This window comes from Vulcanococcus sp. Clear-D1, assembly GCF_014654725.1.
In the GTDB taxonomy this organism is placed as follows: Bacteria; Cyanobacteriota; Cyanobacteriia; order PCC-6307; family Cyanobiaceae; genus Vulcanococcus.
On record NZ_JACVZV010000024.1, the window covers coordinates 137,959 to 163,404 of the forward strand.

Consider the following 25,446-nt stretch of genomic DNA (forward strand, 5'->3'; position numbering starts at 1 on the left):
AGAACGCCATATCCGAAAGTGCCCCTACACGTATCCGAGACACATTTCTTCTGTGAATTCTCAGGCCCCGACCACTCAAGATTAAGTGCTGCTGTCCTCTATATAGTTGTCGACGGCTTCATTAGTACCGACGGAGAAGAAACGCAAGAAATAGCAGCCCTTGCTTATGGCTACGCTGGTGGGCAGACACAAAGCGACTATCTATTCCGGAGAGACGGGGAAAATGGTCTTTGGCTCTACTCAGACTCCAGCGGAGGTGAGTGGAAGGGGGCGCGCACCACGAGCGACGGGAGCCACCTCTATGACCTAGAGATTGAAGAGCCACAAGAATGGACGAGTCAAGACCAAGATCTGCAGTCCTTACTAGAAGCACGATGGGACGAGTATTTCAAAGCCGATGAGGATGGCGACATCACAGTTTCAGAAGAGAGATTCAAGGCGCTGAAGCAAAATGACACCATCGCGCAGACAGACGGCTTTGACATGGATATCCTTTGGGATATCTCGCCGATGACAAACTTCACAACCCAGTACGCTGACCCCTATTACAACTAACGCCAGCGATCACCTGCCCGCAGGAGACCAGTGCTCAGATTATTCGCTGGGCGCATAGTTCTCTAGGTACGGGGCAGGTGTATTGCGTCGTTAGGCATGCTGGACTAACGTGGTTTGTGACCTGCTGATATGGGTTCTACCACATGGCAACGATTCTCATCGAGGACAAGAAGGGTGTGATCGTCTACTCGAAGGATCCACTCACCAAGGGGAACGTTCAAATTACCGATATCTTTGTCACCTTCGACGATAATAGCGACAACTATGCGAATTATGTCGCAGAAGAAGATACCATCCAAGATGCAGGTTTCAATATCAAGGCTACAGGCAATAAAAACGATTCTGGCGAGGATGAATATGCGATTCCCGATATCTCACTGAAGCTCACTCAGCCGGAAGAGGGCAGTGACAGTGATCCCGATGATTATGAAAGCCTCTGCAGCTCCCTTTGGACTGAGCCGATCAGCTTTAGATATGCAATAGATTTCAATGATTCTGGCGACGCAAGCGATTATGAATCCTTTCCTGAGCTATCCCTCTTGGATAAGGACGATTGATCACAAGAGCAGCAACGTTTTTAAACGTCTCAATGCCACTCCGATGGACCAATTAGAAAAGAAGCAGATCGGGCGTTACATGCGATACAAACTTGCTTTTGATCGCATGGACGAGGCTTTGCAAGAAGGCTGGCTACTCGAAGCCATCTCTCTTCAAGAGAGCATTATCTCAGATCGACTCACATCAATACTCGACGCAAAAGGAGAAACCGTATCCATAAAACAGAGTCTTGGCAGACTGATTAGTCATGCCAAGAAGGTGATGACTGGAAGCGGTGCAACAGTTGATGGAGATTTCTTCCATGAACTTGATCAATGGAGGGATGCACGCAATGAGTGCGTTCACGCCTTCTGCAAGTTGGACGACCACGCTTATGCAGAAAACTCTGCAGAGATCTTCGGCGAGCAGATGTGGGAGACAGCCAAGAAGGGAAGAGAGCTCGTTGACTTAGTGAAACACCTCTCACATGAGGCCAAAGCAGGCCGTCTCTAAACCGTAAAGGACGTAGCGCCGAAGCCGCTCGCCTCGTCTGCCTAACGCCAGCGATCACCTGCCCGCAGGAGCCAATGACTGAGTTATTCACTGGGTGCATAATTCGAGTAGCGCGTGTCAGGTGTATTGCGTCGTTAGGCAGCCAAGAAAGCTGTGTTATGATTATACCGATCACACACCTAATAATGCCTGCTTACACGTTTGACTTGTCACTTGCGGATGGAGGTGGCATTCCAATCAGGTTCGATCTAGAAGCACTACCAGAAAGCTATTGTTTTGCTCTCGACGGGCGAAGCGATAACGGGGAAGACGATTACGAATGCCATCGACTGAGACCGGACGATATAGACATATCAGGCCTCAAGGTAGTCAAGAGCGAAGAAGGACTTATTCTCGTTACCGGAACTGCAACCATAGAGGACAAGGACAGGTCGGCTTCCGATGGTTTTTTCAGCGGATGTAGTAACAGTGGCGAAGTACAGATTAGTGTGTGCATTATTGGAGATGATGGCAGGGAAGTTACACCTTGGTCCCAGCATTACACATTGACATGCAAAGAGGAGGCCCGCGTAAATGGCTGGGCCTTGGACTCACACAATCCCCCTAGCGCAAGGCTAGACAGAGAAATTAAATTCGTATTGATGCTTAACAACGAGCTCAAGCCTATTGATATGGGAGATAGGCGTGAGATCTTGGAGCGCCTTGTGATTTCCGACTGGGCAGACTATGCATGGGGTAACTACCACTGCGAATACGACTTTGGGGATCAGAGTCATATTTACAAGAGTGTTGAGATGAATACCCCTGAATCGTTGGCTCAATTCGCAGAGTCGATCGTTTGCCTAGCACCAGATGCACTATTCCTTGCTGACGAGAAGAGCAAAGCGTTCACCCAAGTCAGCTTAGACATCAAGTCAATCGTCTCTATGCTCCAGAATCAGAGAGAGATCGATGTTCGCGCCATAACGCTTGAGTATGACAATGGTGATGGCTGGGATGACTAGTTCTGCCTAACGCCAGCGATCACCTGCCCGCAGGAGCCAATGCCTGAGTTATTCATTGGGTGCATAGCTCGAGTGGTGCGGGACAGGTGTATTGCGACGTTAGACATAGACGTGTAGCATTGCCTAAGTTGAGTCTTTGAAATGCTTTGCCTGGGTCTGTTCTCACTTAGTAATTTCGAACTACTTAAAGCCTCGGGATTGAATATCGAATGCTCAGCCAACAATGGTGGCAGAATCATAGCGGTGTTGCGATCTGATGATTGCTTCATCGAAAGCCTTGTGGACGAGGGGCTGAACAAACTAAATGAAGACGAATATTACATGATTGGCGTCTCCTCTGAGTACGAGTTCTCCGATATTGGCAACCCTGACTTTTCAGTAATGAATGCGTCTGGCGACTTTGCTAGCGGGGATGAGGTGTCTAATCTGGTCGGTATCAGCACAGAAAGCCAGAAGAGCCTTGATGTATGCGTGACTTTGGGGATCGTGGTTTCCGAACCCATGTGTGAGCACTACTTGAATTTGCTTAATGCAAATCCTAAAAGATTCTCGTGCATACACGCGCTAGGAGGAATTCCCGTTAGAGCTGGATCCAATGATGAGTATCTAGTCCATCGTCTAGACTTCCATAAGTCAAGAGGCTGGACAGGTCAAGGACCAGATCCTTCTGTTGCGTGTAGCGTAAAGCCTTTTTTTAGCAATAGTATTAGCGCTCAGCACCCTGAATTAGTGTCAGCTGCGGAATCAAAGGCAATCTCAGAATATGCGATCTGCTCCGAACTTGTCGACTTGGTAGAAAATGGCAATCTCGACGAGCAGTACACAAAAGTGCACTTCTATCGTGGGGCAATCGAAGGATATCCTGATTCATATGGCAGCTTAGATGAAGAAGATAGCGGCGAATACATCGGACCAATGGTTATTTCTACTTTCTACAATAAGGATGGATTCATGGCTGCCATTACATGGGACGAAATCACCGTTTGGAATTTCGATGACTAATCAGCTCATCTCTTATGTCTAACGCCAGCGATCACCTGCCCGCAGGAGCCTTTGCCAAGATTATTCACTGGGTGCATAACCTTCGGGGTGCGGGTCAGGTTCATTGCGTCGTTAGATGTTTTAGTCTAGAGTCGAGAAGTCGCGTTACTTACCGTGGAAGAAACCCTAAACTCAGAAAGACTGAGAGATGAAGTATTTTACCGATTTAGCCAGCAGGGCGAAAGCAAGCTGATTCATTTACTTCGCCTCGAAGCAAAGCCTGAACACCAAGTAGCCATATGCATGATTGGTGATTGCGATACAGCAGATAGTGATCGACGTCTTGTAGTTACAGAGTTTTCCGCCAATGGCGAAAGGGATCTCAAGGAATTTCCATTCTCTGGTAAAGGGCTAGCCGATGCCTTTCGGCATCACTTCGAAATCCAAACCGAAGATTCCCAGGAAGCCTACCTGACTCGTCTACTCAATCTAGAGAGTGGGGATACGTCTTTAGTCGATGACAAGGGCTCGCGGGTTGAATGTGAAATAACTGCGTTTGTCGAGCTAGAGCTAAAGGATCGCTTTGATATTGACTTGCCACCTGCCAAGGCAAGGAAATTAAGCAATGAGATTTCAATTGTTGATCTGTCACTCACTTACGATGATGGATCCGACAACTACGAGAGCTTTTCACCAAGTGACGAGCATATTCAATTGCGTAAGGTTGAGTTTTGTGCAGCTCAAGACGGCTCAGAGAATGGTCGAATAACCGGGTTGCTTTTCAGAATCTATCCATGCAACCCTAGCCTTCTAAGCTCAATAAGCGAGGATGATATCGATGATGATTTCAAGCGTCTTCACAGTTGCGCTAGTCGGTTTCTTGATGAGGTGATGTCAGTTGAATTTGGCATTCGTTCTTTAGACTGCTTAATAGAGGGAATTGATTCGGGGTCGGACGTATTCAGTATTTCGGCCAGTGGCAGCTCTGGTAGCACCTTCGAAGATGAGGATGAAGACTGGGATGAAGACGACGAGGACTAATGAAAAGTAAGGAATAGATCTAACGCCAGCGATCACCTGCCCGCAGAAGCCTATGCCAAGATTATTCACTGGCTGCATCCCCCTGGTGGAGCGGGTCAGGTGTATTGCGTCGTTAGACAGGATCTAATTATAGAAACGGAAGCCTTGTGGAATAAAGCGAGCCAGAGCATGTAGGCTAGCCACTAAGAATCCGCCTTCCCTTGCAATGATCAAGGAGTTCTTTGAGCTAATTTGTCAAAACCAAGAACTTAGAAACGAGTTATCGGAAAATCCTTCATCCTGGATCGAAGTTGCTCAAAGGTACGGTATTAGCCTTACCGAGTCAGACCTTACATTCCCCAATCTCATCGAGATCGATGGTGATCCCCGTGTTGTAATAGATAATATGCCCGATTCGTGCACCTGGGAGGGGGATTGGTGTTGCGTTATAGTTGGTTGCCAAAGCTTCTGCCTAAGAGAAGATCTGATAAAAACACTTGTCAGAGAATGTGACTTATATCAAAATGACAAATTGTCGGGACGGATTGAAGATTCTCTCCCCCAGGGGAGCTCGGGAGAAGAGAGCGTCAGCGTAAGAGTCTGGGGATTAGGAGCTATGCTTTGTGTTTACCAACTTGACGAAGAAAAGTTCGTAAGATTCTTGCAATTAAGCGAAGAGGGAGAGCTTGACCATGAAGACTTGGAGGTGGGCACTGATTACGGCGACCAGGTTGCTCCGTTCTTTGAGCCGACAGTGATTATCAATGGTACTGAGATAAATGAGGATGTTAGCCTAGAGTCACTTGGCGCCAAAGCAGATGAAGAAGCTGTTAGTATTTGCACTGATGGGCTTTTCTGGGCTGTAAAAGTAGAGACATACAAAGGCTACTGGGGGTCAATTGATGCGCCGCAGAGCCTGGTAACTGATATTTCTAATTATAGTATTCACAAACAGCATCTCACCATCGGACTAGGGTCCGACAGCGAAGAGCTTGAATTGTCTAACATTTCTTTTATGGATGGAGAGTATGGAGAGTTTAACGAGCATGAACTCTCAGGAAAATCAATAGACTGGTATCTCGTAAATGCAGATGGGGAGGTTTTCTCTGTCTAACGCCAGCGATCACCTGCCCGCAGAAGCCTATGCCAAGATTATTCACTGGCTGCATCCCCCTGGTGGAGCGGGTCAGGTGTATTGCGTCGTTAGACAGGATCTAATTATAGAAACGGAAGCCTTGTGGAATAAAGCGAGCCAGAGCATGTAGGCTAGCCACTAAGAATCCGCCTTCCCTTGCAATGATCAAGGAGTTCTTTGAGCTAATTTGTCAAAACCAAGAACTTAGAAACGAGTTATCGGAAAATCCTTCATCCTGGATCGAAGTTGCTCAAAGGTACGGTATTAGCCTTACCGAGTCAGACCTTACATTCCCCAATCTCATCGAGATCGATGGTGATCCCCGTGTTGTAATAGATAATATGCCCGATTCGTGCACCTGGGAGGGGGATTGGTGTTGCGTTATAGTTGGTTGCCAAAGCTTCTGCCTAAGAGAAGATCTGATAAAAACACTTGTCAGAGAATGTGACTTATATCAAAATGACAAATTGTCGGGACGGATTGAAGATTCTCTCCCCCAGGGGAGCTCGGGAGAAGAGAGCGTCAGCGTAAGAGTCTGGGGATTAGGAGCTATGCTTTGTGTTTACCAACTTGACGAAGAAAAGTTCGTAAGATTCTTGCAATTAAGCGAAGAGGGAGAGCTTGACCATGAAGACTTGGAGGTGGGCACTGATTACGGCGACCAGGTTGCTCCGTTCTTTGAGCCGACAGTGATTATCAATGGTACTGAGATAAATGAGGATGTTAGCCTAGAGTCACTTGGCGCCAAAGCAGATGAAGAAGCTGTTAGTATTTGCACTGATGGGCTTTTCTGGGCTGTAAAAGTAGAGACATACAAAGGCTACTGGGGGTCAATTGATGCGCCGCAGAGCCTGGTAACTGATATTTCTAATTATAGTATTCACAAACAGCATCTCACCATCGGACTAGGGTCCGACAGCGAAGAGCTTGAATTGTCTAACATTTCTTTTATGGATGGAGAGTATGGAGAGTTTAACGAGCATGAACTCTCAGGAAAATCAATAGACTGGTATCTCGTAAATGCAGATGGGGAGGTTTTCTCTGTCTAACGCCAGCGATCACCTGCCCGCAGGAGCCAATGCCTGAGTTATTCACTAGGTGCATAGTTCGAGTGGTGCGGGGCAGGTGTATTGCGTCGTTAGGCTGCCTGTGCTAGAAGGATATAAACCTATCTATACACCTCGGACATGCAGAGCATTGATATCAAAACTGAGCCTGCAGGATATATATCATTTGGACAGCTAACGGAAGAACAGATCGCTATCCTGCGTCACTCATTAGAATCGCAAGAAATTGCCGATGAGCTGCTAGAGATTCGGTATAACTCGGATGGCAGCCTAGAAGAGTGTGAGGGTGTTTTTATAAGCGGAGCAGAAGGCGAGCCAGGGAATGAAGGGATAATCGCCGCCGATGAATACACGCCGAGCATTGGACCAGCGAGAAACGAAGAAGGAGTCTTCAACGATGGAGTCTATGTCATTAATATGCAGCTTTCAAAATGCTCAATTGGCTTCGAGTTTGATCCGGATGGTGAGTACGATCCAAGGCTCCTAGAGGAGGTTTCAACCGGCATCGAAGTCCCAGTCGAGATTGAGCATGGTAGCTATGGTCATCCAGATTACAGAGTGGTCACGGGCTACAGATACAACGGTGAGGATATCGAAGAGGCCGGTGATGCGGAATTGATTGACAGGGGGTTTACCCCACACCTGATTTTCTTCGTTATCAAGAATGGTGAGACAACGATTATTTATAGCAATTACAACGGCGAAGAGGAATGGGCTAGCTCAGAGACTTCTGCCTCACTTCTTTCAGGCGTCTCATAACTCTCGGGCAGCCTAACGCCAGCGATCACCTGCCCGCAGGAGCCAATGCCTGAGTTATTCACTGGGTGCATACCCTTAGGGGCGCGGGTCAGGTGTATTGCGTCGTTAGGCAGCTTCGCTTAGCATCTAAGCAATTAGATCCATATTGATGTCCCAAGAATCAACTATCGCCTCGATCGTCGCCGACTTCAAAGAAGAACCTCGCAATAAGATCGTCATTTCATCTATCGACTTATGCTCTTACGCATCTGAAGAGCTCGGTAGTGAGCTGTCTCCGCAATCTCTTGCAAAAGCGGTAACCGCGTTTGAAGACGGGGAAGCTAACGAAGCTGATGAAAGGATTATTGACGCTGCGACTAGCCTTTGTCATCAGGTTGCAAATAGATGCTGGGGCGAGTGCGAGGATGAAGAAGAGGACGAGTGGAGTGAGGTTGACATCTCTACGGAATGGTCTGATTTTTATTCGGATAATGCGTCCGATCTCTTCGTCACCATCTATCAAGACTGAGATAACAGCCGCGACTTGCATGGCCTAACGGAAGACGACCTGCCCGCAGGAGCCTATGCCTGAGTTATTCACTGGGTGCATAATTCGAGTGGCGCGGGCCAGCTGTATTGCGTCGTTAGATGTCAAAAGCGATCGTTTGCGGTATAATTGAGTTTTGCCAGTTCCAATGCTTACTCTTGAGCAGTTTATTAGGAATGGTCGCCATCCTGAGGAAGCCGACTTCCCTGAGTATGGATTTGATGTAGAGGGGTGGTCACACATTAAAAGTACTCGCTGGATAGTAACTAAGCTCAGCAATGAATTCAAAGTAATTGAATTCCAAGTAGAGCAGACTGGCCTTACATACAAGGACTTCAAGGAGCTTGCCGAGGCATCTGGCTTTGATGTGACCAGTAGAGATGAGGCAGTAGAGCTTCTGCGATCAGATGAAGACTTGACTGAACTTCACAATGCAATTATGTCATGGTACTTCGATCGTGAGTTTGGTGGGCAGTCGTTCCAAGGTTCCTTCAATGACAGTGATGGGAATGAATGGTGGCTAGGTTTCGGAACTTTTGAGCAGATCGATGATTTTGCTGAGACAGGCGGAGAGCTTAGGTATGCATCTATTACCCTATCTCGGCAGTAGATGCTTGGCGTTCGGATTAATTCGCAAATGACCTAAGAGTTTCATCCCACTTGTTGATTAGCCATCATCAAGTGGGCGACTGCTCTGCCTAATGCCTTTGCGATGGAGCCAGCACCATCGCACTACTCGGACTCCCGAATCAGCTTTACTCCTCCACCATGTGCATCTAACGCTGCCCCTGAGTGGCAGGCAGTAAGTCTGCGGTGGCGCAGCGGTGGATGTGTGGGGGCCTGTCCACTCGAGGGGCTTGTTAGCCATCCCAGCTCATATCTTTTCGACCAAGAACAGATACTCTTTGTGCGCCCCAGAATCGGACACCCAATCATTGGTCCACGACATTGCGGCCATGACATTCTTCTTGTAGTCGATCTCCATTATCTTTTTTACTTTGCCTGAAGTCGAAAGTATGTCATATAGCTCGCCCTTCGTAGCACGACCTCCTGAACTGTACGACAACAAGACATGCCTGGCAGAAACCTGCTTGATTACCTTCTCGATGGCCTGCAAGGCAATATACTTGCCATCATCTCCGCGACGAAACTCTTCGAATAATGACGCTGCAATGGTATCTCTAGTATCTTCTCTTCGGCTAGCTTTGCCGAATAACTTAGGACGATCATTCTTTATGACCGTAGACCAGATATGGTAATAAGAAGCATATCTAACTCGACTTGGTGGCATCTTTTCATTATTTGAACCATAAGGCGGGTCGAGGTAAGCGAGGTCGACATCTGTATTTGGCAATATGCTAAAGATGTCTGACTGAGAAACACTATTACTTCCTTCAGGAATAAATACAGATGGAACCTTAAGAGTCAAGTCTTTGTAGGACCGAGGAGACCACTCTGCAAGATATGACACATAATGCCCAAGAGTACTATCAACCGAGTCAAGAGCCAATATAAGGCTGGATAATGCCACAGCTCTTTCTATTCCAATGAGCGAGAGCCGATCTATTTCTTCTCTGATAGCATCAAGCTTTCTAGTATTCTTAATCTGAAAGGGTTTTTTGATCGCAGTCTTTACTTCTGGATCACCGCCATAATGCTCGGTAAACCAGCCATCTGATCCAGGCAATGCATTTAGGTGGCTGATCAGTTCTTGGTATTCTCTAGATGGTTTATTGTTCAGTAAATAGCACTCGGCAAATACTCTTGACCAGTCTGACAAATCATTCGCCGTTACATGCTTTCCAAGCTTTGCAAATACCTGGCTAACTCTAGTGGATCCACTGAATCCATCAAGGACGGTCCGAAAGTCAATATCGGCGCAACATTCAAGTATATATGGCAATATCTTGAGCTTTGATCCTGCATACTTAATGCCCTCTGTTGACGGAATGCAGGGGGTTGGAGGAGCAAATAATGATGTCTGCATGTCAGATTGCTCTTAGCTTATCAATATCTTGCTGTAGAATTTGATTCGCTGCTTCATGGCCTTGAGGAGTACTATTAAGGGCTAGGCTAAATAGCCTAACGAGTAGCATATTGTGAGAGTAGTCAATCCATCCATTTGTCATGCTATCAAAGTATGAGCGAGCATTCTTGGTGTTTGTCCACAAGCCACGCTGCAATGCATTTGCTGATGCGCCTCCATAACGTACTTCGCAAATGTAGTTATCATCTTTATCAAGAAACAGATAGATGGGATGCTTGCGCGTCTTGCCTCGAGCTTTATCTCCAAAGCTCTCTCCTTTGCCTATCAGAAGAATCTTATTTGTGTCACGCTTTGCCTTTTCGTGATCGAACACCATGATATTGCACTGCTTCTTATCTTCATTGTATATAAGTGGCATTACGTTGATGGCTCCAAAACCTTTGAAAGCTTCCGAGCTGTAAACCTGCTCAATCTTTTGTGGAGTTTCGATAGAACCTTCTATTGACTGCAGGTATGGAAACATTCGCTGGTCACTATCGGTTGACAGCTGCAGGGGGCCATCGCCGTATGCTTTAAGACTTACCGGAAACTCGGACTCACTGAGGTCATTGATAATCAGTATGTCTTCCTCGTGTTCTTTGGACCTAAAGCGATCTTTCCCAACATGGATGCTGCTGAAGTCATACATGAACTGATTAATGAACTCGACCATTCCAATCTCCGCCAAGTCGCCATGAGTCTTATTGCCAACAAGCCTCATAGTGAAGATATTAGATAGTGTATTAACAATTAAATGATTCTTCTTTGATGCCAGGAGCTTAAATCGAGCCTTGAAATCAGAGTAGTCAGCCGACACAGTCGCCTCATGCGCCAAATACCTTCAGCATTATCGCAACCTTGACAACCATAGCACATGTGTACTGGCGCACGGGCATGGCTAACGCCAGTTAGAACGTCCACGTCAGGCCCTTACCAGCCTTTACGAGTCCACGTAGCAAGCACAAAGCCCTGTCAGACCGTTGCCTGGCAGGGCTTTTCTCTATGGGTTGAGAATGTTCTACGGACCCGCAGAAGCTGCTTCAAAGAAGATCAACAGGGCTGGTGACGCCCGCTGGACCGCGGTTGAGCACGTGGGTATAGATCATCGTGGTCTTCACATCACTATGTCCGAGTAACTCCTGAATGGTGCGGATGTCGGATCCACGTTCCAGTAGGTGAGTGGCAAAACAGTGCCTGAATGTATGGCAGCTCGCTGGCTTGGTGATTCCAGCGCTTCTGACGGCTACCCGGACGGCACGCTGAATCACGGATGGGGCGAGATGGTGTCTCCCCTGCTCACCACTCTCGCGGTTGCGCCAGCGGGTGACTTGGGGAAAGGCCCATTGCCATACCCACTCCCGCGAGGCACTGGTGTACTTCCGGCCCAGCGCTCCGGGCAATGGCACCTGACCCCATCCAGCGGCGAGATCCTGGCGATGGAGGCGGCGCACCTCCTGCAGGTGCCTGTGGAGGGGCTCCATCAGATTTTGCGGAAAGACCGTGACGCGATCTTTATTGCCCTTCCCGCCACGGATCACCACCTGGTGGCCCGCGAAATCGAGATCCTGCACACGCAACCGCAAGGCCTCCATCAGGCGGAGTCCTCCTCCATAGAGCAAGCCACACACCAGTGAGGCCGGCACCTCCAGCTGCTGCAACACGGCGCGAACCTCCACAACGCTCAGGACCACTGGCAATCGCTTCGGACGACGGGCGCGAACGACACCATCGAGATCGCCTGGATCGATCTCGAGCACCTGCTTGTAGAGGAACAACAATGCCGAGAGCGCCTGGTTCTGGGTGGAGGCACTCACCTGCTCGTCGACGGCCAGGTGAGTCAGGAAGGCAGTGATCTCAGCACTGCCCATCTCCCGTGGATGGCGCAATTGGTGAAAACGCAGGAACCGTCTAAGCCAACGCTCATAGGTGCCAATGGTTCTCCTGGTGTAGAGCCGCGTCGCCAGGGCTTCCCGGTACACAGCAAGCAGGTTGGGGCCTTGTTGGGCCATGGTCTTGGGAGGGTCTCCTCAGAGCATTCCCCCGCTGGCGTCGGCGCCGTCCTTCGCACGAAGACCGCAACCAAAGTGCTTGAACTGATCGAGTGTGAGCGGGTTGTTTCAACACCCACCCATGGCGTCGATCCGACTGGTTCTCCTTGGCGGGGGTTGTGCCCTGGCTGCTGCGCTCTCTATCCCGGTATCCGTCCGGGCCGGCGGCGATGCCGAGGTCGCACGCCGCAGCTGGATCAACACACTCAATGCTGATCTCAAAGCAGGGATCGATTACGACGCTGTGCGGGCTAACCCGTTAACCCTGGCCCTCTTTGGGGTCGCTGATGCGGCCTGCCTCAATCAGGCCGCCGCGCTCGACTTGGCAAAGTCCATCCTTCCTGCGGCTGAGGCCCGTGCCGCAGTTCAGCGGTTTGATGAGCGGTACTGCGTCGTTAAGCACCAGAACAGCTGATGAAGCCTTGGAAAAAGCTGGCCGTGGTCCTCGTCACGGCCACTGGTACAACGCTTGTCGCCGGGGTTGGCTGGTTCCTGTGGCTATTGGCCAGCTCGCCATCGGAACCGGATGGCCTCGGGCAGGACCATCAGGAGCAGTGGGCTGTGACCTCTTGTTGGCGATCCATCCGTGATGGCCAGATCAGCGGCACCGATCAGTGCAGCGATTACGCCCAGGCACACCTTGAGTTCTTCTCGGAGCACCTGGCCGCTGATGCAGCAACGACCACCTGCAACCTCAGCCGAGCGCACCTGGTGTACGCACAACGCCATAGCCCACAGGCTCGTCGTTTATTGCAGCAACTCAATGAGGAGGTTGATGCGGACTGCCGTTTCGGTTCTTCGCGCAAGACAATCTACGTTGCAGAATCAGTCGCCTAATCTCGATTCAGCCATGGGGAAAGCCATCAAACGATTTGCACTCATGGTTGGGGTGTTCATCTTCATTGTGATCTTCACTTAGGCCGCAGAGATTCATTCGAGACCTCATCAACAAGCTCATGTTCCGTAACGCTTTTCGTACGCTCATCCTGGTTCAGGGCATTGCCTTCTGCATCTACTTCGGGGCCTGGTCCATCAAGGACTACATCGCTTTAGAGCAGGCCGTGGCAGCGCAGCGTCCCCATGAAGAACTTCGCCATCGCATCAACGTTGGGTTCGAGGGCGTCTGGTTCCTATTGTCGCAGTTTCTGGTGATCTATGGCGCCGAGTCCCTCTGGCGGCAACGGCGACAGGGGATCACGCGGTCATCCACACACCAGCCCAGGGATTGATCCAGGCACCCTCACTTGATTCTTGTGATCAAGGATCAAGAGCCCGTTAATTTCGATCTGGAGCTCGCTCCGTTCATCCCGAGCATCGGCGCCAATCCTCCAGGGGATTGCCGGTCACCAACCTGCCGTCCGTTCCTGCTGGGCAAGGTGGTCAATCCTGGAACCCCGAGGGGTTGATGAGCAGGAACGCCATCCCAATGCACCATGTCGACCACGGTTCGGCGGAGTACCCATCTCTCGCGCCATCTCCAGTTGTTGCGCCAACAGCGCGGCCTGCGGCCCGGTCAGCTCGCTGTTGCACTCGGCACCAGCAATCCCTCCAAGGTGGGCAGCCTGATCCGCAGCTTTGAGCTCGGTGAGCCGCTGAGTGATCACTGGCTGCAGGCCCTGATCAGAGAACTGCAGCCCGATCCCGACGAGCTTCGCCGCTGCCTGGACCTCGATCAGGCGGAAGCCAACCGGCAACTGGAGCTGGATCGCCGGGCCTGGGAGACCTGGGCTGATGAGCCGATCGATCCGTTCCTCACCATCCGCTACATCCCTGCTGTCTATGGCGTGAGGGAGGTGCCGCAGGCGTTCTGCACCCCTCGTGAGACCGCTGAGGACAACGCCTGGGCGCGGGCACGCGCTGAAGAGTGGGCGGCTGCTGAGCTCAAGCGCTTCAGGGCCAAGGGTTTCCTGAGCTGGACCCGGCGCGAACGCACCTGGTTCGACGAGTACGGGCTCAACCCATGCCGCAGACCCGTGAGCTTTGACAGCCGCAGCAGCGGGGCCTGGATGCAGGTGAGTGGATCGCAACGGTGCTTTCTGTTGGGGGACGACGGTGAACCGATCACCCGAAGCCATGGTCTGGATCAACCGGGTTGAGCCGGTCCCGATCGAGATCCCCAGGAGCGCAACCGCGACAGCCCCTGCCAGAGCCTTCCGGTGATCGGCGAGAGCCAGTGCTCAGGGTTCTTCCACTTGAACACAAACAGGCGATTGCCGCTGGAGCGCACCCGCTCTCGCAGGCAAGCCAGGCGTTGGTCATCGGTGTCGGATCCGTCGTGATACACCGCGACTGCGGAATCGCGAGCACCCGCAATCCCAAGCCTGTAAACAGCATCCACCGTGGCGTTGCAACTCTGGCGGTAGAGCTGCAGGTCCACGTGGTCACAGGCCTGGGCAGCGCGCCAGGAGAACTGCCCGGGCTGGAACGAACACCAGAGCGATCGGCCGGCCAGTTGGGTTTTGAGCCGTTCAATCGGCAGCGGTGGATCAGCGAAGTAATGGTCATCCACCTGCAGCGCCTGATAGCCGCTCACGGCACCAACCCGGCGCAGGTTGGCCGCTGTCGGCCGCTGAATCCAGGCCACCGGTTGCAGCTGGGCGCGGCGCGCCCTCCAGGCGATCCACCGCAGCAGCGGATCGGGAAGGCTGTCGGCATGCACCATCACAACCTCAGCCCCCTGTCGCTGCATCTGCTCCAATTCGCGATCGAGCTGAAAACTCGCCAGGTAGAGCAAGGCTTTGTATTGATCCAGCCAGTAGCCATCCGCGGCCTGGGCGGGTGTGATCACACCGCTAACCAGGGCGCCCAACGCCAGGGCCACCCAGTGGATGCGCGAGCGCCTGATGGGGTTACTCATTGCAGCCACGAGCGGACGGTCTGAATCAGCCAACAGATCACACCAATGGCGATCCACTCCCGAAGCAGCACTACAACCCAGATCAGCGCCGCCACGGCCAGCAGAACGCCCATGGCCTTGGCAGCGGCGTAAAGATCTCGGCTGCTCAAGGAAGCAGCGGGTGCTTTAGCGAGCGTTGCGGATCCAGCGGCGCCCTGTTTGGCACGGATGAATTCACCCTTGTCGTTGAACGGCATCGTGGCTCTCTCCTCAGGCGCAGCAGGGGCAGGTGCGGCTGGTGTTGGCGTAGCCCACCTGGATGGAGGTGGTCACCTGCAGGGGATGCGAAAAGATCTCGGCCGCCTCACCGCCGATGCGTTGATCGTTGGTGTTGCAGATCAGCGTGTATTGGCTGAGCCGGCCCAATAGCCGCGGCACGTACGTGGGGACGTTGCGATTGAGCAGATCGAGCGCCAACTTCAGACCGATCTGGGTGACATGAGCGATGTCAATCGCCAGGCCGGGTTGAAAGGTCTGGGCTTCCAGATCGGTTTCGGTGCTGTAGAAGCGGCGTTGAGGTTGAGGGCGATTCGGCATTGCCTGGTCCAGGCCCTCGAGGGCGCAGCTGTAGCAAGGCATCGGCTGATCGGGGTGCCAATAGAAGAGTTCTCCAGCGAAGGCCTTCTCCCACAGACCGATGGATAGGAACGGCAGCCGCAGCCGCGCCGCCAGCCGTGCGGCATAGCGATCTGCGCGGCGGCTATCGGCGCAGGCGAGCATCAAGGTGCCAGTGTCACTGAACGCAGCCACCACGGCCGGATCCAGCTGCTCGAGCGGCATCGCCGCGACCTGCACCACCGCCATGGGGTTGATCTGGCGGATGCGATCCGCCACCGCATCCACCTTGCGGCGGCCCACATCCGCCAGGCCGCATTGATGACGGCACAGATTTTCAATCGAGAGCAGGTCTTCATCCACCAGCAGGAACCGACCCACGCCACTGCGGGCCAGATCCAGCGCGGCGAGGCTGCCCACTGACCCGCAGCCGCAAACAATCACCCCGCACGAGTCCATAGACGCGGTGTTGAGCAGGCCGCGATGGCGGGAGAACAGATCCCTATCGAGGTTGTAGGGGCGGGCATCACAACGCCAGCCATCGGCCTGGAAATCCCATCCCTGCTCATCGAAGCGGGCTTGCAGCCTTGGTGTGCTCTGGCTCAGGTTGCGGGAGCCAGCCACCGCAGCGCCGGGCTGGAGCACCACCACCTGAGCGGTCTCCGCATGGAAGAAGCCGTGCAGATCGGCTCCGGCGCAGTGGGGATCAAGGTCCGCCGGGAACCAAACCGTGAGGGGCTGGTGGAAGCGCTCAGTGGACACGGGCCACCTCCTGCAACTGCCCGACAAAAGCGCTGGCGCTGAGTGACCAGCCGTCCTCACGCAGGGCCTGGAGCTGACCTGAACGGCTCAAGCTCAACTCCCAGAGCTGACGGCGCGGGCCCCATGCCTCCACGAGCGCCACTTGGAGCACGCGGCCGCAGGCGCGCAAGCCGTAGCGCCAGCCCTCCTGTGCCTCCAAGGCCGAGAGGACAGGTTCAAAAGCATCAGCCAGAGCCGGCAGCAACGCGGAGTGCACGCGAGGGATCCGTGCCATCAGCTGCTGCAGCTCCATCGCCAGGGCTTGATCCGCCAGCCGTTCTGGCTCCAGGTCAGAAACCTGGATTGGCTCACGCAAGGCGCTGTCGATCAGCGCATCACCCACCACCAAGGGCAGGCGCACGTAGCTCAGATCGGGCGGGACGTGGAACGCCGTGAGACGGAAGGCCGGATCGAGATTCACCAGGCACGAGAGCGCCCCATGGGGGTTGAGGTCTGCGAAGCGCTGGTTGGTGAGGTCGTCCTCGGCGGAGAAGCGATCGAAGCTGCCTGGGTGGCGATGCCACAGGCCAATGAGCTGAAGCGGCTGGCGGTACTGACGCGCGAGCTTGCTCGCCAGGTGATCCACATAGGCGCAGTCGTATTCAAAGGTTGTCGCCGTGCAACGGGCACCGGGGCCGGGGTCAATGGCCTCCAGCACCTGCCAACGGCGTTGATGCCAATGGCCAAGCAGGATGCCGCCCGTTTCCAGGGGATGGTGTTCCAGCGTTTCGGCGCAGATCGCGGCGAGCGCCCGTCGGCTGAAGAGCACCTCCTGCGGCGCTCCGGGTTGGGTGTGTTGCATCACCTGGCTCAGATGCTGTGGCCAGCGAACTGATCGGTGCTCAGATCTCCGAGCATCCACAGTTCAAAAGCAGCAATCCATTTCGAGGCCCAGGCCAGGGCGCTGGCGGCGGTGCTGCTGTGGTCACGGCCATGGCGGAACGCATCGGCCGCCACGGTGCAGATGCTCAAGGGACCGTTGTCGCCGTGGCGCAGGGTGTGGGGGATGGGTTCGTCGAGCTGCTCGCGCAGCGCAGCGAGGTCAGGCTCAATTGGGAACACGCTGATCGAGCCGCCGTAGTCATCCCCGTGGGGATGGTCGTGGTCGTAGACCAATTGCAGGTGCCAGATGCGGCGGCTGCCGGGGATGTCGCTCACCAGGGATCCGAGCCACGACATCCGCCCGTCCGCCAGTCGATCCGGCCGGAACTGAGGGAAGAAGTGGTTCATCGCCTCCAGCTCAGCTTGAAACAGCTCCGGATCGCGCTCGTACCAATAGAGGGAGGGAGCAGCGAGCTTGCCCTGCGGAACCGTGATCGCCACTTCGGAATCGCCACGGTCACTGAGTGGGCGAATGGCGCCCTGCTGGGTCACCATCACCTCCTCACCGCGCAGGAGCTGGGCGGCGAGCTGCTGACGGCGGGCGGCGGCGGCGTCTTTGACGGCGGTGGTCATGGCGTGTGCGCTGGGCTGCCGCCATGCTTGGCCCGCTCAGCCAACCAGGAGCGAGCTCACGTGCGAACGACGGCTGCGGGGAATAACCCGCGACGGCGCAGTTCCGCGGTGAAGGCCTGCGCCAGACGCGCACCCTGCAGGAATGCTCTGAGCCGTCCGAGCCAACTGAGAAGCGTCAAGCCAACGGCGAGCGACGTCAAACAGGCAAGAACGACCGTGAGCATCTGGGATGCAGTGAGAGCAGGGAGTACAGCGAGAAAGCACAGACGAATTTTCTCGCAGCAGAAAGTATGCGCTCAGCGAATAGCCGAGAGCGGCGGGTGTCTGCCCCTAAAGACTAACGCTGCTAGCTTGATCGTCTGACTGCAACACGCGCGTGTCCGCTCTCCTGAAACGGTTCTGGACTGATCACCGCCTGGCCTCGGTCACCAGCCTTGCACTGCTGTTCCTGGGCCTGCTGATCAAACCGTGGACCCTGGTTCTAGTGCTGGCGGTGGCCTTTGGCGGGCCCCTCCTGCAGCGCCTGGAATCCTTCTCCACATCTCCGTTTGCAGGCTGGAGACGCAGCAACTGGGTTGCTCTCGCTCTGCTCGTTGGAGCGGCGTTGCTGGCCTTAACCGGGAAGAGCGGCGGTCAGGGGGCCTTGATCCTGGCGTTGCTGCCTGTGGCTTGGGTGCTGGTCACCGATAGGGGCGTCCTTCGGGGCACAAATTCGGCGGCAACCGGCCCAGCCACAAGAGCAGCCATTGAACCAGGCATAACTGCACCGCCTGCACCAGATCCAGATACAGCACCACCAGCCGTACAGACGCAAGCACAGACACCGCTTGCGGGCAACGAGCTTCTAAATAGGATTCGGGAGCTTGGCGATATTGGAAAGTCAGATCTGGTTCGAGCCTGTGGCTATGTCTCAACCAAGGCAGACGGAGGCGAACGTTTGAATTTTACCGCTTTCTACGAGGCGCTTCTTGAGGCCAAGGGCGCTTCACTTGGATCATCAAGCAGTCAAGTCGAAACTAATGAAAGCATATCTGAGTCCAACCGAGGCAGCGATGATGACAGTCTTCCCAGTGCGGAGGAAATAGCAGCGAAAGTCATTACCTACTTGGACGAGATTGTTGATGAGAATATCGACGACTTTGACTCGGATGGCTCATACAAGGTCAGGCCCGACTACGGATACGGCAAATTCTATCTGGATTCGGTCGATGGCTCTTATGACATGAGCCTCCAAGGGCTTATCCATTACATCATGCATGAAGAGGACATTTACGAAGAATTCCTGAACCAAGTGCAACTCAACGCTGTTCAAAGATGTATAGACGAGTATCCAGAAGCCATTTACGCCGTCGATACCAGCGAGGGCAACGGAGAAGAAGTTGAATCATTGCTTGATGATATTTACTACAGATGCATCAATCACGTTGCCAAACGCCTAAAGAGTGCTGATCTAGATATCGAGGCATTCGCAGACTATCTAAGCGAAGACGAAGACGGAGAAGATGATGACAACTCGGATCTTGACTATACAGGAGCAAGCACAAGTGAAGACCTCAGGCAAACTGAGCAAGGAGAGACTGCGCTAACAAAGTCGGAATCAAAGCCGCTAGGCATCAACAACAGCGCTGGCGCATTTTCACTAAGTGTCATCAAATCGAAAATCAGCAAGCCAGATGACGATGGCGACATCAGTATTGATTTGGAACTGAGCCTAGAAAGTCACTCCGATGAAGACGTTGAACTTGTTGGAAGCAAGCTTGTCGTTCTCACCGCCAGCGGCCTTCCCCTACTCGAACGGGAAGACGAGCATGATCTACTGATTACCAATGGATCAACTGAGGTTATCAGCCTTTACAGCGGCTATTTCAAGGCATCGCAAATCGCAGGATCACCCGCCTCTGAGACTCAAGTCTTGGTGCAGCTTACTCCCTGCGGCTGCAGGTTTACCGAATTACCAGTAGTTGAAATTCCTACTTCTGGAGAAATCTCAGGAATCCCTGAGAAGATTGAAGTTCAACCAGAAATTCAACTGCAAGGCTTCTCTATTCTTAGATCAAAGCCTGACGATGAAGGGAATTGCCAACTTGAGTTCAAGGGACTAGTTACGAGTGGAAGCAAATCCGCACTCAGCAAGCTCGTTGTTTCGATTCGAATTCAAGACAGGAATGGCAGGGAGATTGAGTCAACGGAATGGAGCGATAAAGTTTCTCCTTCGAGCACTGTTTGCTTAGACACCAGCCTTTGGGGGATCAAACCATCAAGGCTTGAGGGAGCAAAGGCTCATGTTTCATTCAAATCCTTCCATCCCCTTGGCAACCAAGAGTTGTCATGGTGTGTTGGTAGTAAGCCAAAGCCAACTGAAGCGGATGTAAGCCAACGGACGAGCGGACAGAGAGGGCTTGAAGAACAGGCATCTGGCACTCCTGGGCCTGCTGATCGTGCAGGATCGCTACCAGCCAAGGTCATGGAGAACGCGACCAGCAATAATTTCGATCTTGCAATCAAATCTGCAAGATACAGCTCTCCTGACGAGGATGGTGATACCAGGTACGAAGTCGGATACAGCGTTATCAATCAGTCTGATCAGACAATAGAGCTACTGTTGTCACGCCTCTTTGTTCTCCACCCATCCGGACTTGTTGTGGCAACGACGCAAGATGAGTCAGAGGACATGGCTGAGAGTGGTGAAAGCATCAGCGCTACATCGAGCACATGGGGAACATCCGTCAAGGAGCTTGATGGTGATGCCAGTTCTGCGCAGTTAATGCTTCAAGTAACGGCATGCTCATGCAGCTTTGTTGAGCTGGGTGAAATCGAGTGTCCAGCTAGTGGCAGGGCAACCACGTTAGAGCCTTCCGATCAAGACAGTAACAGACTCGTTGTTGAGGCAATCACGATTACAGCAGAACCACCTGATGAGGGTGAATGTTGCATAAGGATCAAGGCCCTCGTGAGAAACAAAACGGACCTGTCATTCCCACGGGCAGTCCTGTCAACAAAGCTTATGAGTGCGAGTGGCCGCGAGCTGGATGACACATATTCTCAGGAGGAAATACATCCCAACAGCCAGATTGTTCTTGAGGACTCATTCTGGGGCGTGAAAGAGAATAGAATTAACTCGGCAAAGCTTCAATTTAGCTTGAAGGCTTTTGCGGCAGTTGACAATAGCACAATAGTAACAAGGGACCTTTCACTGGAGGACTGATTCATGACAATTACGCTGCTAGCCGCCAAGGCAACACAACCAGATAGCGATGGAGATGCAAGATTTGAGGCTTCATTGAGCTACAAGAATGAAGGCGAAATGACAATTGAGCTGTTACATGTGAGGATGCTTGTGACAGATCCCGAAGGCATTCCGTTAGGCGAAGCCGAGGAAGACATCGAAGAGTTAATTCAACCTGGCGAAACTGGTCGCTTTTCAATTTCAAGCTATCGGATTCTCTATCCACAAAAGAATGTCACTGATGCTCGCTTAACGATCACAATCGTTCCAATGGCCTGCACGTTCATAGACCTAGGCAGACTGAGTATTCCCAATCAACCTGGCGCGCTCTCTGAGTGTAATGAGGAAATCTCGTCCGAGAACCTCACCGTAAAGAGATGGTCCTGCCATCGCCGCCGCGATGACAGGGACGGCGATGTAACCATTGAAGCCAACGTCTGGATTGAAAATAACACTGGCAAAACAATCCACCGTGCGGTAATCAAGTTGCAAACTTACAACTATTCTGGACGGCCACTTAATGACACGGAAAGCAGAGACGACCGGATGTTATTCGATGGTATTCCTGCTCTTATCAATGACAGCCTCTACAGTAAATCGTCACAACTAAAGGACGCCGCTATCAGCGCGACATTTCGTGGCTATACGCCACTTTTACCAACATCAATTCAGATAAGCGATTTGCAACTTGATCGCTGAGACCACACCAACTCCGCCATCGCACCCAAACTAAGCACATTTCGAGCCATGACACTTGAACATTCACTGAGTGCAACCGTCGAACGGTCCTCTTTGCGAGAGCCTGACAGTGATGGAGATACTCGTTTAGAGGGAAACATTATTGTCAAGACGAACAAGGATCAAGTTCTTGAACTATTCATAACACAGCAAGTTTTACGTGGCAGTGACGGAGCGGTCGTTTCCTCATCGAAGGACGAACGAGAAGACTCCTTAGAGCCAGGAGAAGAGCTGAAAATAGATCTGGATAGCGGGTATTTTAAAGCCACGGCTTTCGGCGATTCCTCAAAGGCAAATATCGACATTGAGATTCTTGGCTGCAAGGCTGACTTCGCCCAGTTGCCTGCTGTAGGCCTGGGTGATGGACTCCCTGGACTCTATGGTTGGAATCATGCCATACCCTTGGGTTCTGATGTCATTGTTGAATCCCTCGCCGTAGGGGTGAAACCTGCAGATGACGATGGAGATGTACGCATCGAGCTGCGCGCTCTTGTCTACAATTCTTCGATGCATCAAGTGCCTCGATTTACATTCAAGGCGAGAGCAATTGCAGCTGGTGGTCGGGAAATCGATGATCAGTCTACATATGAAGTAATTGCACCAGGCGAAAGGAAGGTTGTAGAGGTTTCGTTCTACTCCATTAAGGCAAACCGTATGAAGGGTTTATCAATTGCAACAGATGCAACTGCGTTCAGCATCCAAGGCAAAGCCAATGCTTGTTGCGCGATCGACGTCGTTTATTCGTCTTAGCCCCTGTCCTGATTCAACGCTTTATTTACATCTCAGACTGTTCAGGAGAACACGATGCTTTCAATTCAGGATTTCAACGTTTCCGAGCCCGATAGCGACGGTGATATGAGGGCAGAAGCCTCATTCACATACAAGAATGAATCCAAGGAGGCGCAAGAGCTCATCCTCTCAGGGTTTCATGTGCTCACAAGCAACGGTTTAGTGATTACATCGTCGACGGATGAGCACGAGGATCTCGTTGAATCTGCCGGTACTGTCGTACTAAACGCCAGTAGCAGTTACTTCAAGGATGTTGCAGCTAGTCAGTCTCTCCGGCTACTTCTGAATACTGTTGGCTGTCGTTGCGTCTATAAAGATATCGGCGAATTTGATATTCTCCATGGTTGCGTCACTGGCACTAATGACTCACTTGTTCTGGACGAGGGTTTTGTGGTGCAAGGAATTTCAGTGAGCGCGGGTCTGCCAGATGACGATGGTGACATCATGGTCGAAATCAAGGCGCTGGTCCGCAATACTACGAGCCTCCATACACCCAGGATCAAGATCGAAGGCAGTGTCAAAGGTCAGAATGGAAGAGTGCTCGATGAATGTTCGACCTATGGAGAATGCATGATGCCATCTGAGACACGCTTGCTGGGAGCTAGCTCATACTTTAAGAAGAGTCGACTCAGTGGAGCCAGGGTTTCCATTCGTATGTGTTTGTTTATTCCATCCAGCTGTGATCAAGCAATGGCCTAGCAATGCCCTGTATTGATAGTTTGTAGTAGCCGCTCGCTGGTTGTTCGCGCGAGCACGACACGCTCATGCGCCCATACGAGTCATGGTATGGCTCCCTGCGAATGCGTCCTTGCAACCCGATTCAACCCCCAACAGCCCTGATGAGCTGATGAAGCGGTTTAGTGACCGCCAATCAGAAATGAGGAGAATCAGTGGCTACACCCTGCGGCAAAAGCAGTTGGTTGATTCGCTTCTGGATACAGACGATGAAGAACTGTTCGATGAGGGCTTCCACAAACGACTTCTCATCGAGCTCGTCAGCTTTATGCACGACTGGCATCTCCGGACCACTGCCCGGCGATTTCAGGATGGGGATATTCCCTCCGCCTTGCTATGGCTTCAGGACACCACACGGCTCAGCCAGATTCAAGCCCAAATTGAAGCCATCGAAGTGGCCAACTGCAAACCCGATCCTGGTGAGAGCTGAATATGGTCTGCCGCTCAGTGGCTCGGGTTGTACAGGTGTTTCCCGCAATGCCCAATCACCACCTGGTTCAGATCTGGATCCCAACAGAAATGAACGCGAATGGTGCGGTTCTCTGAGTCCTTTGAGCCGATCTTGAGGTGCTGCCACATCTCGACAGTCTTCCCCTGATAACTGAAGGTTCGTGCGCGTCTGGCCTGAGGATTGCGCTCAATGGTCTGGGATTCACGGGGGGCATAGGCACTGGAGCCAAAGACCTGGCCGGCGATCATGTCGGGTGCTCCATCGAGCTTGCGTTGCCGAAAACCGGTGGCCAACAGCCACAGGAGCTCAAACAGTTGTCCGCCGAATTCGAAGCCTTTGGCCTGATCCGCAGAAGCCCAGGCGCTGTCCAACACCAACAGATGCCCCGGGCAGAGCTCCTCATGCACCAGCTGCAGGCATTGCCGCGGCTTGAGCCGCTCATGGGCCGCGAGTGATCGCAGGCTGGCGAGCAAACGATCCGCCAGTTGCCGCGTCTCCGACTCATCAGCCCACGGCGTCACCAGGACGTCCGCCGCGTTCGCGGGACTTGTGTATTGGAGGTACTCCAGCTGCAGGCTGAGGGCGTCGAGCTGGTTGCCCGTCTGCGCGAGCTGATCTTCAAGGGACTGGTTTTCAGCGAGCACCAACTGGAGCTCTTGCTCTTTGAGGTCGAGCTGCTCTTTGAGCTCCTGCTCAACCGTGTTGGCGAGCTCAATGGCCTGATCACCCTGCTCCTGTGCCTTCTCCGTGCGGCGTTCCCAGGCGCCTTTGTTGAACTCGTATTCCCGGCGCAGACGGCGTTCTTCGCTGCGGCTGGCCTCGAGTCGCTTGGCAATGTCCTCCTGCTTCTCCTCAAGCTCTGTGAGCCGCTCCTGCCGTTCGCGCACCCGCGTGCTCTCGCTGGGCACGCCGAACAGCGAACGGATCAGCTGCTCCACCTTCCCGGGATCCTCGGGCGCCTTGCCGTTGGCATCAGTGAGGCTGAGATACCAGGGGTAGTGGCGGCCGTCTTGCCCTGGGTAATAGCTGTAGCCGCATTTGCTGACGTCGTAGCTGGCGCCCAGCAACTCCTGGAGCTCACGAAACGCCGTTTCGGTGCAGTTCACGACCAGCCGCAGCTTGTCTGGGCCGGTGGTGCGATCGAAATCCCAGGCGAAGGCGCTGGTCACCCCAAGCGAGCGCAGCCGGCGGCTGGCCTTGGCGATCGGAATTGAGATCTGCAGACGGAAGGCGTCGCGCTGGGTGGTCGTCGTCAGTCCGGTCACGACAGCCTCCAGGCCCTGAGCGGCGTCAGGAACCTCGGCAGCTACCAAAGCCGCCATGTCTTTGGGGAGATAGCCGATCCACTGGTCGTGCCAGAACACCTTCACCGCGTTGGCATCCCACTGGTTCTCAGGCTCGTGCTGGAGGGTGAGTGGGTCGCCAATCGCGATCCCAAGCGCCATCTTCTCGGCAGCGTGATCAAGCTTGTACGCCAGAAAGGTGGTGAGGATCTCACCGCTGCTCTGTTGCTGCCGCTTCTGGCGGGCAGCCTGACGTTCAGCGCTGCCCGAATCATCCAGGTGCTGGAGCCGCTGGAACAGATTTCCCTTGGGAGCCATCCAGGGCCGACGGATCAGATCACCAGCC

Annotated in this window: 28 protein-coding genes and 1 pseudogene; 20 read left to right on the plus strand and 9 right to left on the minus strand. The window is 53.0% G+C overall.

Annotated features, from left to right (window positions below; all coding sequences use genetic code 11):
- Positions 1 to 18: 18 nt before the first annotated feature.
- The 11 genes from H9532_RS10055 (at position 19) to H9532_RS10105 (ending at position 8,707) form a co-directional block, all read left to right on the plus strand.
- Positions 19 to 555, plus strand: coding sequence for a hypothetical protein (locus H9532_RS10055; protein WP_296367969.1), 537 nt, complete (start codon positions 19 to 21; stop codon positions 553 to 555).
- A gap of 143 nt (positions 556 to 698) precedes the next feature.
- Positions 699 to 1,112: a hypothetical protein gene (locus tag H9532_RS10060; protein WP_296367971.1), complete on the plus strand. Its 414-nt coding sequence runs from the start codon at positions 699 to 701 to the stop codon at positions 1,110 to 1,112.
- A complete protein-coding gene (locus tag H9532_RS10065; RefSeq protein WP_296367974.1) occupies positions 1,069 to 1,605 on the plus strand; it encodes a hypothetical protein in 537 nt (178 codons plus the stop codon). The genes H9532_RS10060 and H9532_RS10065 overlap by 44 nt, the downstream gene beginning before the upstream one ends.
- Before the next feature lie 185 nt (positions 1,606 to 1,790).
- The gene (locus tag H9532_RS10070; RefSeq protein ID WP_296367975.1) at positions 1,791 to 2,609 is read left to right on the plus strand and encodes a hypothetical protein; all 819 of its coding nucleotides are present in this window, start codon (positions 1,791 to 1,793) and stop codon (positions 2,607 to 2,609) included.
- Positions 2,610 to 2,855: 246 nt separating this feature from the next.
- On the plus strand, positions 2,856 to 3,611 hold the full coding sequence (locus H9532_RS10075) for a hypothetical protein (protein WP_296367976.1): 756 nt from the start codon (positions 2,856 to 2,858) through the stop codon (positions 3,609 to 3,611).
- Positions 3,612 to 3,764: 153 nt separating this feature from the next.
- On the plus strand, positions 3,765 to 4,631 hold the full coding sequence (locus H9532_RS10080; RefSeq protein ID WP_296367978.1) for a hypothetical protein: 867 nt from the start codon (positions 3,765 to 3,767) through the stop codon (positions 4,629 to 4,631).
- A gap of 205 nt (positions 4,632 to 4,836) precedes the next feature.
- Positions 4,837 to 5,724: a hypothetical protein gene (locus H9532_RS10085; protein WP_296367980.1), complete on the plus strand. Its 888-nt coding sequence runs from the start codon at positions 4,837 to 4,839 to the stop codon at positions 5,722 to 5,724.
- A gap of 182 nt (positions 5,725 to 5,906) precedes the next feature.
- Complete coding sequence (locus H9532_RS10090; protein ID WP_296367980.1) at positions 5,907 to 6,794, plus strand: hypothetical protein; 888 nt, start codon at positions 5,907 to 5,909, stop codon at positions 6,792 to 6,794.
- A 138-nt stretch (positions 6,795 to 6,932) separates the two neighbouring features.
- On the plus strand, positions 6,933 to 7,571 hold the full coding sequence (locus tag H9532_RS10095; RefSeq protein ID WP_296367982.1) for a hypothetical protein: 639 nt from the start codon (positions 6,933 to 6,935) through the stop codon (positions 7,569 to 7,571).
- A 148-nt stretch (positions 7,572 to 7,719) separates the two neighbouring features.
- Positions 7,720 to 8,079, plus strand: a complete 360-nt coding sequence (locus H9532_RS10100) for a hypothetical protein (RefSeq protein ID WP_296367984.1) — start codon at positions 7,720 to 7,722, stop codon at positions 8,077 to 8,079.
- A 166-nt stretch (positions 8,080 to 8,245) separates the two neighbouring features.
- On the plus strand, positions 8,246 to 8,707 hold the full coding sequence (locus H9532_RS10105) for a hypothetical protein (RefSeq protein ID WP_296367985.1): 462 nt from the start codon (positions 8,246 to 8,248) through the stop codon (positions 8,705 to 8,707).
- A 264-nt stretch (positions 8,708 to 8,971) separates the two neighbouring features.
- Here H9532_RS10105 and H9532_RS10110 read toward each other — a convergent pair whose 3' ends face one another.
- The 3 genes from H9532_RS10110 to H9532_RS10120 all read right to left on the minus strand — a co-directional run bounded on the left by H9532_RS10110 (position 8,972) and on the right by H9532_RS10120 (position 12,132).
- On the minus strand, positions 8,972 to 10,084 hold the full coding sequence (locus H9532_RS10110; RefSeq protein WP_296367987.1) for a DNA adenine methylase: 1,113 nt from the start codon (positions 10,082 to 10,084) through the stop codon (positions 8,972 to 8,974).
- Position 10,085: 1 nt separating this feature from the next.
- Positions 10,086 to 10,940, minus strand: coding sequence for a hypothetical protein (locus tag H9532_RS10115; protein WP_296367989.1), 855 nt, complete (start codon positions 10,938 to 10,940; stop codon positions 10,086 to 10,088).
- 223 nt (positions 10,941 to 11,163) lie between these two features.
- Positions 11,164 to 12,132 (minus strand): integron integrase, encoded by a 969-nt coding sequence (locus tag H9532_RS10120; protein ID WP_296367990.1) that lies wholly within the window; start codon positions 12,130 to 12,132, stop codon positions 11,164 to 11,166.
- Positions 12,133 to 12,253: 121 nt separating this feature from the next.
- Between H9532_RS10120 and H9532_RS10125 the strand changes: the two genes are divergently transcribed.
- From H9532_RS10125 to H9532_RS10140, 4 genes are all read left to right on the plus strand, one after another.
- Positions 12,254 to 12,586, plus strand: a complete 333-nt coding sequence (locus tag H9532_RS10125) for a hypothetical protein (protein ID WP_296367991.1) — start codon at positions 12,254 to 12,256, stop codon at positions 12,584 to 12,586.
- Positions 12,586 to 13,008 carry a hypothetical protein gene (locus H9532_RS10130; RefSeq protein WP_296367992.1) on the plus strand — a complete coding sequence of 141 codons (423 nt, stop codon included), beginning with the start codon at positions 12,586 to 12,588 and terminating at the stop codon, positions 13,006 to 13,008. The genes H9532_RS10125 and H9532_RS10130 overlap by 1 nt, the downstream gene beginning before the upstream one ends.
- 119 nt (positions 13,009 to 13,127) lie before the next feature.
- Entirely contained in the window at positions 13,128 to 13,400 is a 273-nt protein-coding gene (locus H9532_RS10135; RefSeq protein WP_296367995.1) for a hypothetical protein, read from the plus strand.
- A gap of 204 nt (positions 13,401 to 13,604) precedes the next feature.
- The gene (locus H9532_RS10140; protein WP_296367997.1) at positions 13,605 to 14,267 is read left to right on the plus strand and encodes a helix-turn-helix transcriptional regulator; all 663 of its coding nucleotides are present in this window, start codon (positions 13,605 to 13,607) and stop codon (positions 14,265 to 14,267) included.
- Here H9532_RS10140 and H9532_RS10145 read toward each other — a convergent pair.
- Genes H9532_RS10145 through H9532_RS10165 form a run of 5 tightly spaced genes read right to left on the minus strand, consistent with a single transcriptional unit; the run spans position 14,255 to position 17,878 of the window.
- Positions 14,255 to 15,028 carry a hypothetical protein gene (locus H9532_RS10145; protein WP_296367999.1) on the minus strand — a complete coding sequence of 258 codons (774 nt, stop codon included), beginning with the start codon at positions 15,026 to 15,028 and terminating at the stop codon, positions 14,255 to 14,257. The genes H9532_RS10140 and H9532_RS10145 overlap by 13 nt on opposite strands.
- The gene (locus H9532_RS10150; protein WP_296368001.1) at positions 15,025 to 15,264 is read right to left on the minus strand and encodes a hypothetical protein; all 240 of its coding nucleotides are present in this window, start codon (positions 15,262 to 15,264) and stop codon (positions 15,025 to 15,027) included. Before H9532_RS10150 ends, H9532_RS10145 begins: the two co-directional genes overlap by 4 nt.
- Before the next feature lie 13 nt (positions 15,265 to 15,277).
- The gene (locus tag H9532_RS10155) at positions 15,278 to 16,384 is read right to left on the minus strand and encodes a ThiF family adenylyltransferase (protein WP_296368004.1); all 1,107 of its coding nucleotides are present in this window, start codon (positions 16,382 to 16,384) and stop codon (positions 15,278 to 15,280) included.
- Positions 16,374 to 17,225 (minus strand): Mov34/MPN/PAD-1 family protein, encoded by an 852-nt coding sequence (locus H9532_RS10160; RefSeq protein WP_296368006.1) that lies wholly within the window; start codon positions 17,223 to 17,225, stop codon positions 16,374 to 16,376. The genes H9532_RS10155 and H9532_RS10160 overlap by 11 nt, the downstream gene beginning before the upstream one ends.
- A gap of 8 nt (positions 17,226 to 17,233) precedes the next feature.
- Positions 17,234 to 17,878, minus strand: a complete 645-nt coding sequence (locus H9532_RS10165) for a hypothetical protein (protein WP_296368010.1) — start codon at positions 17,876 to 17,878, stop codon at positions 17,234 to 17,236.
- Between the two features lie 853 nt (positions 17,879 to 18,731).
- Here H9532_RS10165 and H9532_RS10170 point away from each other — a divergent pair.
- The 5 genes and pseudogenes from H9532_RS10170 to H9532_RS10190 form a co-directional block, all read left to right on the plus strand.
- Positions 18,732 to 18,875 (plus strand): annotated as a pseudogene (locus tag H9532_RS10170) (AbrB family transcriptional regulator); the annotation flags it as partial.
- 2,211 nt (positions 18,876 to 21,086) lie between these two features.
- Positions 21,087 to 21,803 carry a hypothetical protein gene (locus tag H9532_RS10175; RefSeq protein ID WP_296368012.1) on the plus strand — a complete coding sequence of 239 codons (717 nt, stop codon included), beginning with the start codon at positions 21,087 to 21,089 and terminating at the stop codon, positions 21,801 to 21,803.
- A gap of 48 nt (positions 21,804 to 21,851) precedes the next feature.
- Positions 21,852 to 22,592: a hypothetical protein gene (locus H9532_RS10180; RefSeq protein ID WP_296368014.1), complete on the plus strand. Its 741-nt coding sequence runs from the start codon at positions 21,852 to 21,854 to the stop codon at positions 22,590 to 22,592.
- 54 nt (positions 22,593 to 22,646) lie between these two features.
- Positions 22,647 to 23,330 (plus strand): hypothetical protein, encoded by a 684-nt coding sequence (locus tag H9532_RS10185; RefSeq protein WP_296368016.1) that lies wholly within the window; start codon positions 22,647 to 22,649, stop codon positions 23,328 to 23,330.
- Between the two features lie 148 nt (positions 23,331 to 23,478).
- Complete coding sequence (locus H9532_RS10190; protein ID WP_296368018.1) at positions 23,479 to 23,796, plus strand: hypothetical protein; 318 nt, start codon at positions 23,479 to 23,481, stop codon at positions 23,794 to 23,796.
- A gap of 14 nt (positions 23,797 to 23,810) precedes the next feature.
- Here H9532_RS10190 and H9532_RS10195 read toward each other — a convergent pair whose 3' ends face one another.
- The gene (locus tag H9532_RS10195) at positions 23,811 to 25,418 is read right to left on the minus strand and encodes an HIRAN domain-containing protein (RefSeq protein ID WP_296368020.1); all 1,608 of its coding nucleotides are present in this window, start codon (positions 25,416 to 25,418) and stop codon (positions 23,811 to 23,813) included.
- Between the last annotated feature and the right edge of the window lie 28 nt (positions 25,419 to 25,446).

Excerpts from the sequence above, each read along its gene's own strand:
- H9532_RS10060 (WP_296367971.1), top strand. The coding sequence starts at position 699 with ATGGCAACGATTCTCATCGAGGACAAGAAGGGTGTGATCGTCTACTCG.
- H9532_RS10065 (WP_296367974.1), top strand. The coding sequence starts at position 1,069 with ATGAATCCTTTCCTGAGCTATCCCTCTTGGATAAGGACGATTGATCAC.
- H9532_RS10070 (WP_296367975.1), top strand. The coding sequence starts at position 1,791 with ATGCCTGCTTACACGTTTGACTTGTCACTTGCGGATGGAGGTGGCATT.
- H9532_RS10085 (WP_296367980.1), top strand. The coding sequence starts at position 4,837 with ATGATCAAGGAGTTCTTTGAGCTAATTTGTCAAAACCAAGAACTTAGA.
- H9532_RS10090 (WP_296367980.1), top strand. The coding sequence starts at position 5,907 with ATGATCAAGGAGTTCTTTGAGCTAATTTGTCAAAACCAAGAACTTAGA.
- H9532_RS10095 (WP_296367982.1), top strand. The coding sequence starts at position 6,933 with ATGCAGAGCATTGATATCAAAACTGAGCCTGCAGGATATATATCATTT.
- H9532_RS10100 (WP_296367984.1), top strand. The coding sequence starts at position 7,720 with ATGTCCCAAGAATCAACTATCGCCTCGATCGTCGCCGACTTCAAAGAA.
- H9532_RS10105 (WP_296367985.1), top strand. The coding sequence starts at position 8,246 with ATGCTTACTCTTGAGCAGTTTATTAGGAATGGTCGCCATCCTGAGGAA.
- H9532_RS10110 (WP_296367987.1), bottom strand. The coding sequence starts at position 10,084 with ATGCAGACATCATTATTTGCTCCTCCAACCCCCTGCATTCCGTCAACA.
- H9532_RS10120 (WP_296367990.1), bottom strand. The coding sequence starts at position 12,132 with ATGGCCCAACAAGGCCCCAACCTGCTTGCTGTGTACCGGGAAGCCCTG.
- H9532_RS10125 (WP_296367991.1), top strand. The coding sequence starts at position 12,254 with ATGGCGTCGATCCGACTGGTTCTCCTTGGCGGGGGTTGTGCCCTGGCT.
- H9532_RS10130 (WP_296367992.1), top strand. The coding sequence starts at position 12,586 with ATGAAGCCTTGGAAAAAGCTGGCCGTGGTCCTCGTCACGGCCACTGGT.
- H9532_RS10135 (WP_296367995.1), top strand. The coding sequence starts at position 13,128 with ATGTTCCGTAACGCTTTTCGTACGCTCATCCTGGTTCAGGGCATTGCC.
- H9532_RS10140 (WP_296367997.1), top strand. The coding sequence starts at position 13,605 with ATGTCGACCACGGTTCGGCGGAGTACCCATCTCTCGCGCCATCTCCAG.
- H9532_RS10145 (WP_296367999.1), bottom strand. The coding sequence starts at position 15,028 with ATGAGTAACCCCATCAGGCGCTCGCGCATCCACTGGGTGGCCCTGGCG.
- H9532_RS10150 (WP_296368001.1), bottom strand. The coding sequence starts at position 15,264 with ATGCCGTTCAACGACAAGGGTGAATTCATCCGTGCCAAACAGGGCGCC.
- H9532_RS10160 (WP_296368006.1), bottom strand. The coding sequence starts at position 17,225 with ATGCAACACACCCAACCCGGAGCGCCGCAGGAGGTGCTCTTCAGCCGA.
- H9532_RS10165 (WP_296368010.1), bottom strand. The coding sequence starts at position 17,878 with ATGACCACCGCCGTCAAAGACGCCGCCGCCGCCCGCCGTCAGCAGCTC.
- H9532_RS10175 (WP_296368012.1), top strand. The coding sequence starts at position 21,087 with ATGACAATTACGCTGCTAGCCGCCAAGGCAACACAACCAGATAGCGAT.
- H9532_RS10180 (WP_296368014.1), top strand. The coding sequence starts at position 21,852 with ATGACACTTGAACATTCACTGAGTGCAACCGTCGAACGGTCCTCTTTG.
- H9532_RS10185 (WP_296368016.1), top strand. The coding sequence starts at position 22,647 with ATGCTTTCAATTCAGGATTTCAACGTTTCCGAGCCCGATAGCGACGGT.
- H9532_RS10190 (WP_296368018.1), top strand. The coding sequence starts at position 23,479 with ATGAAGCGGTTTAGTGACCGCCAATCAGAAATGAGGAGAATCAGTGGC.
- H9532_RS10195 (WP_296368020.1), bottom strand. The coding sequence starts at position 25,418 with ATGGCTCCCAAGGGAAATCTGTTCCAGCGGCTCCAGCACCTGGATGAT.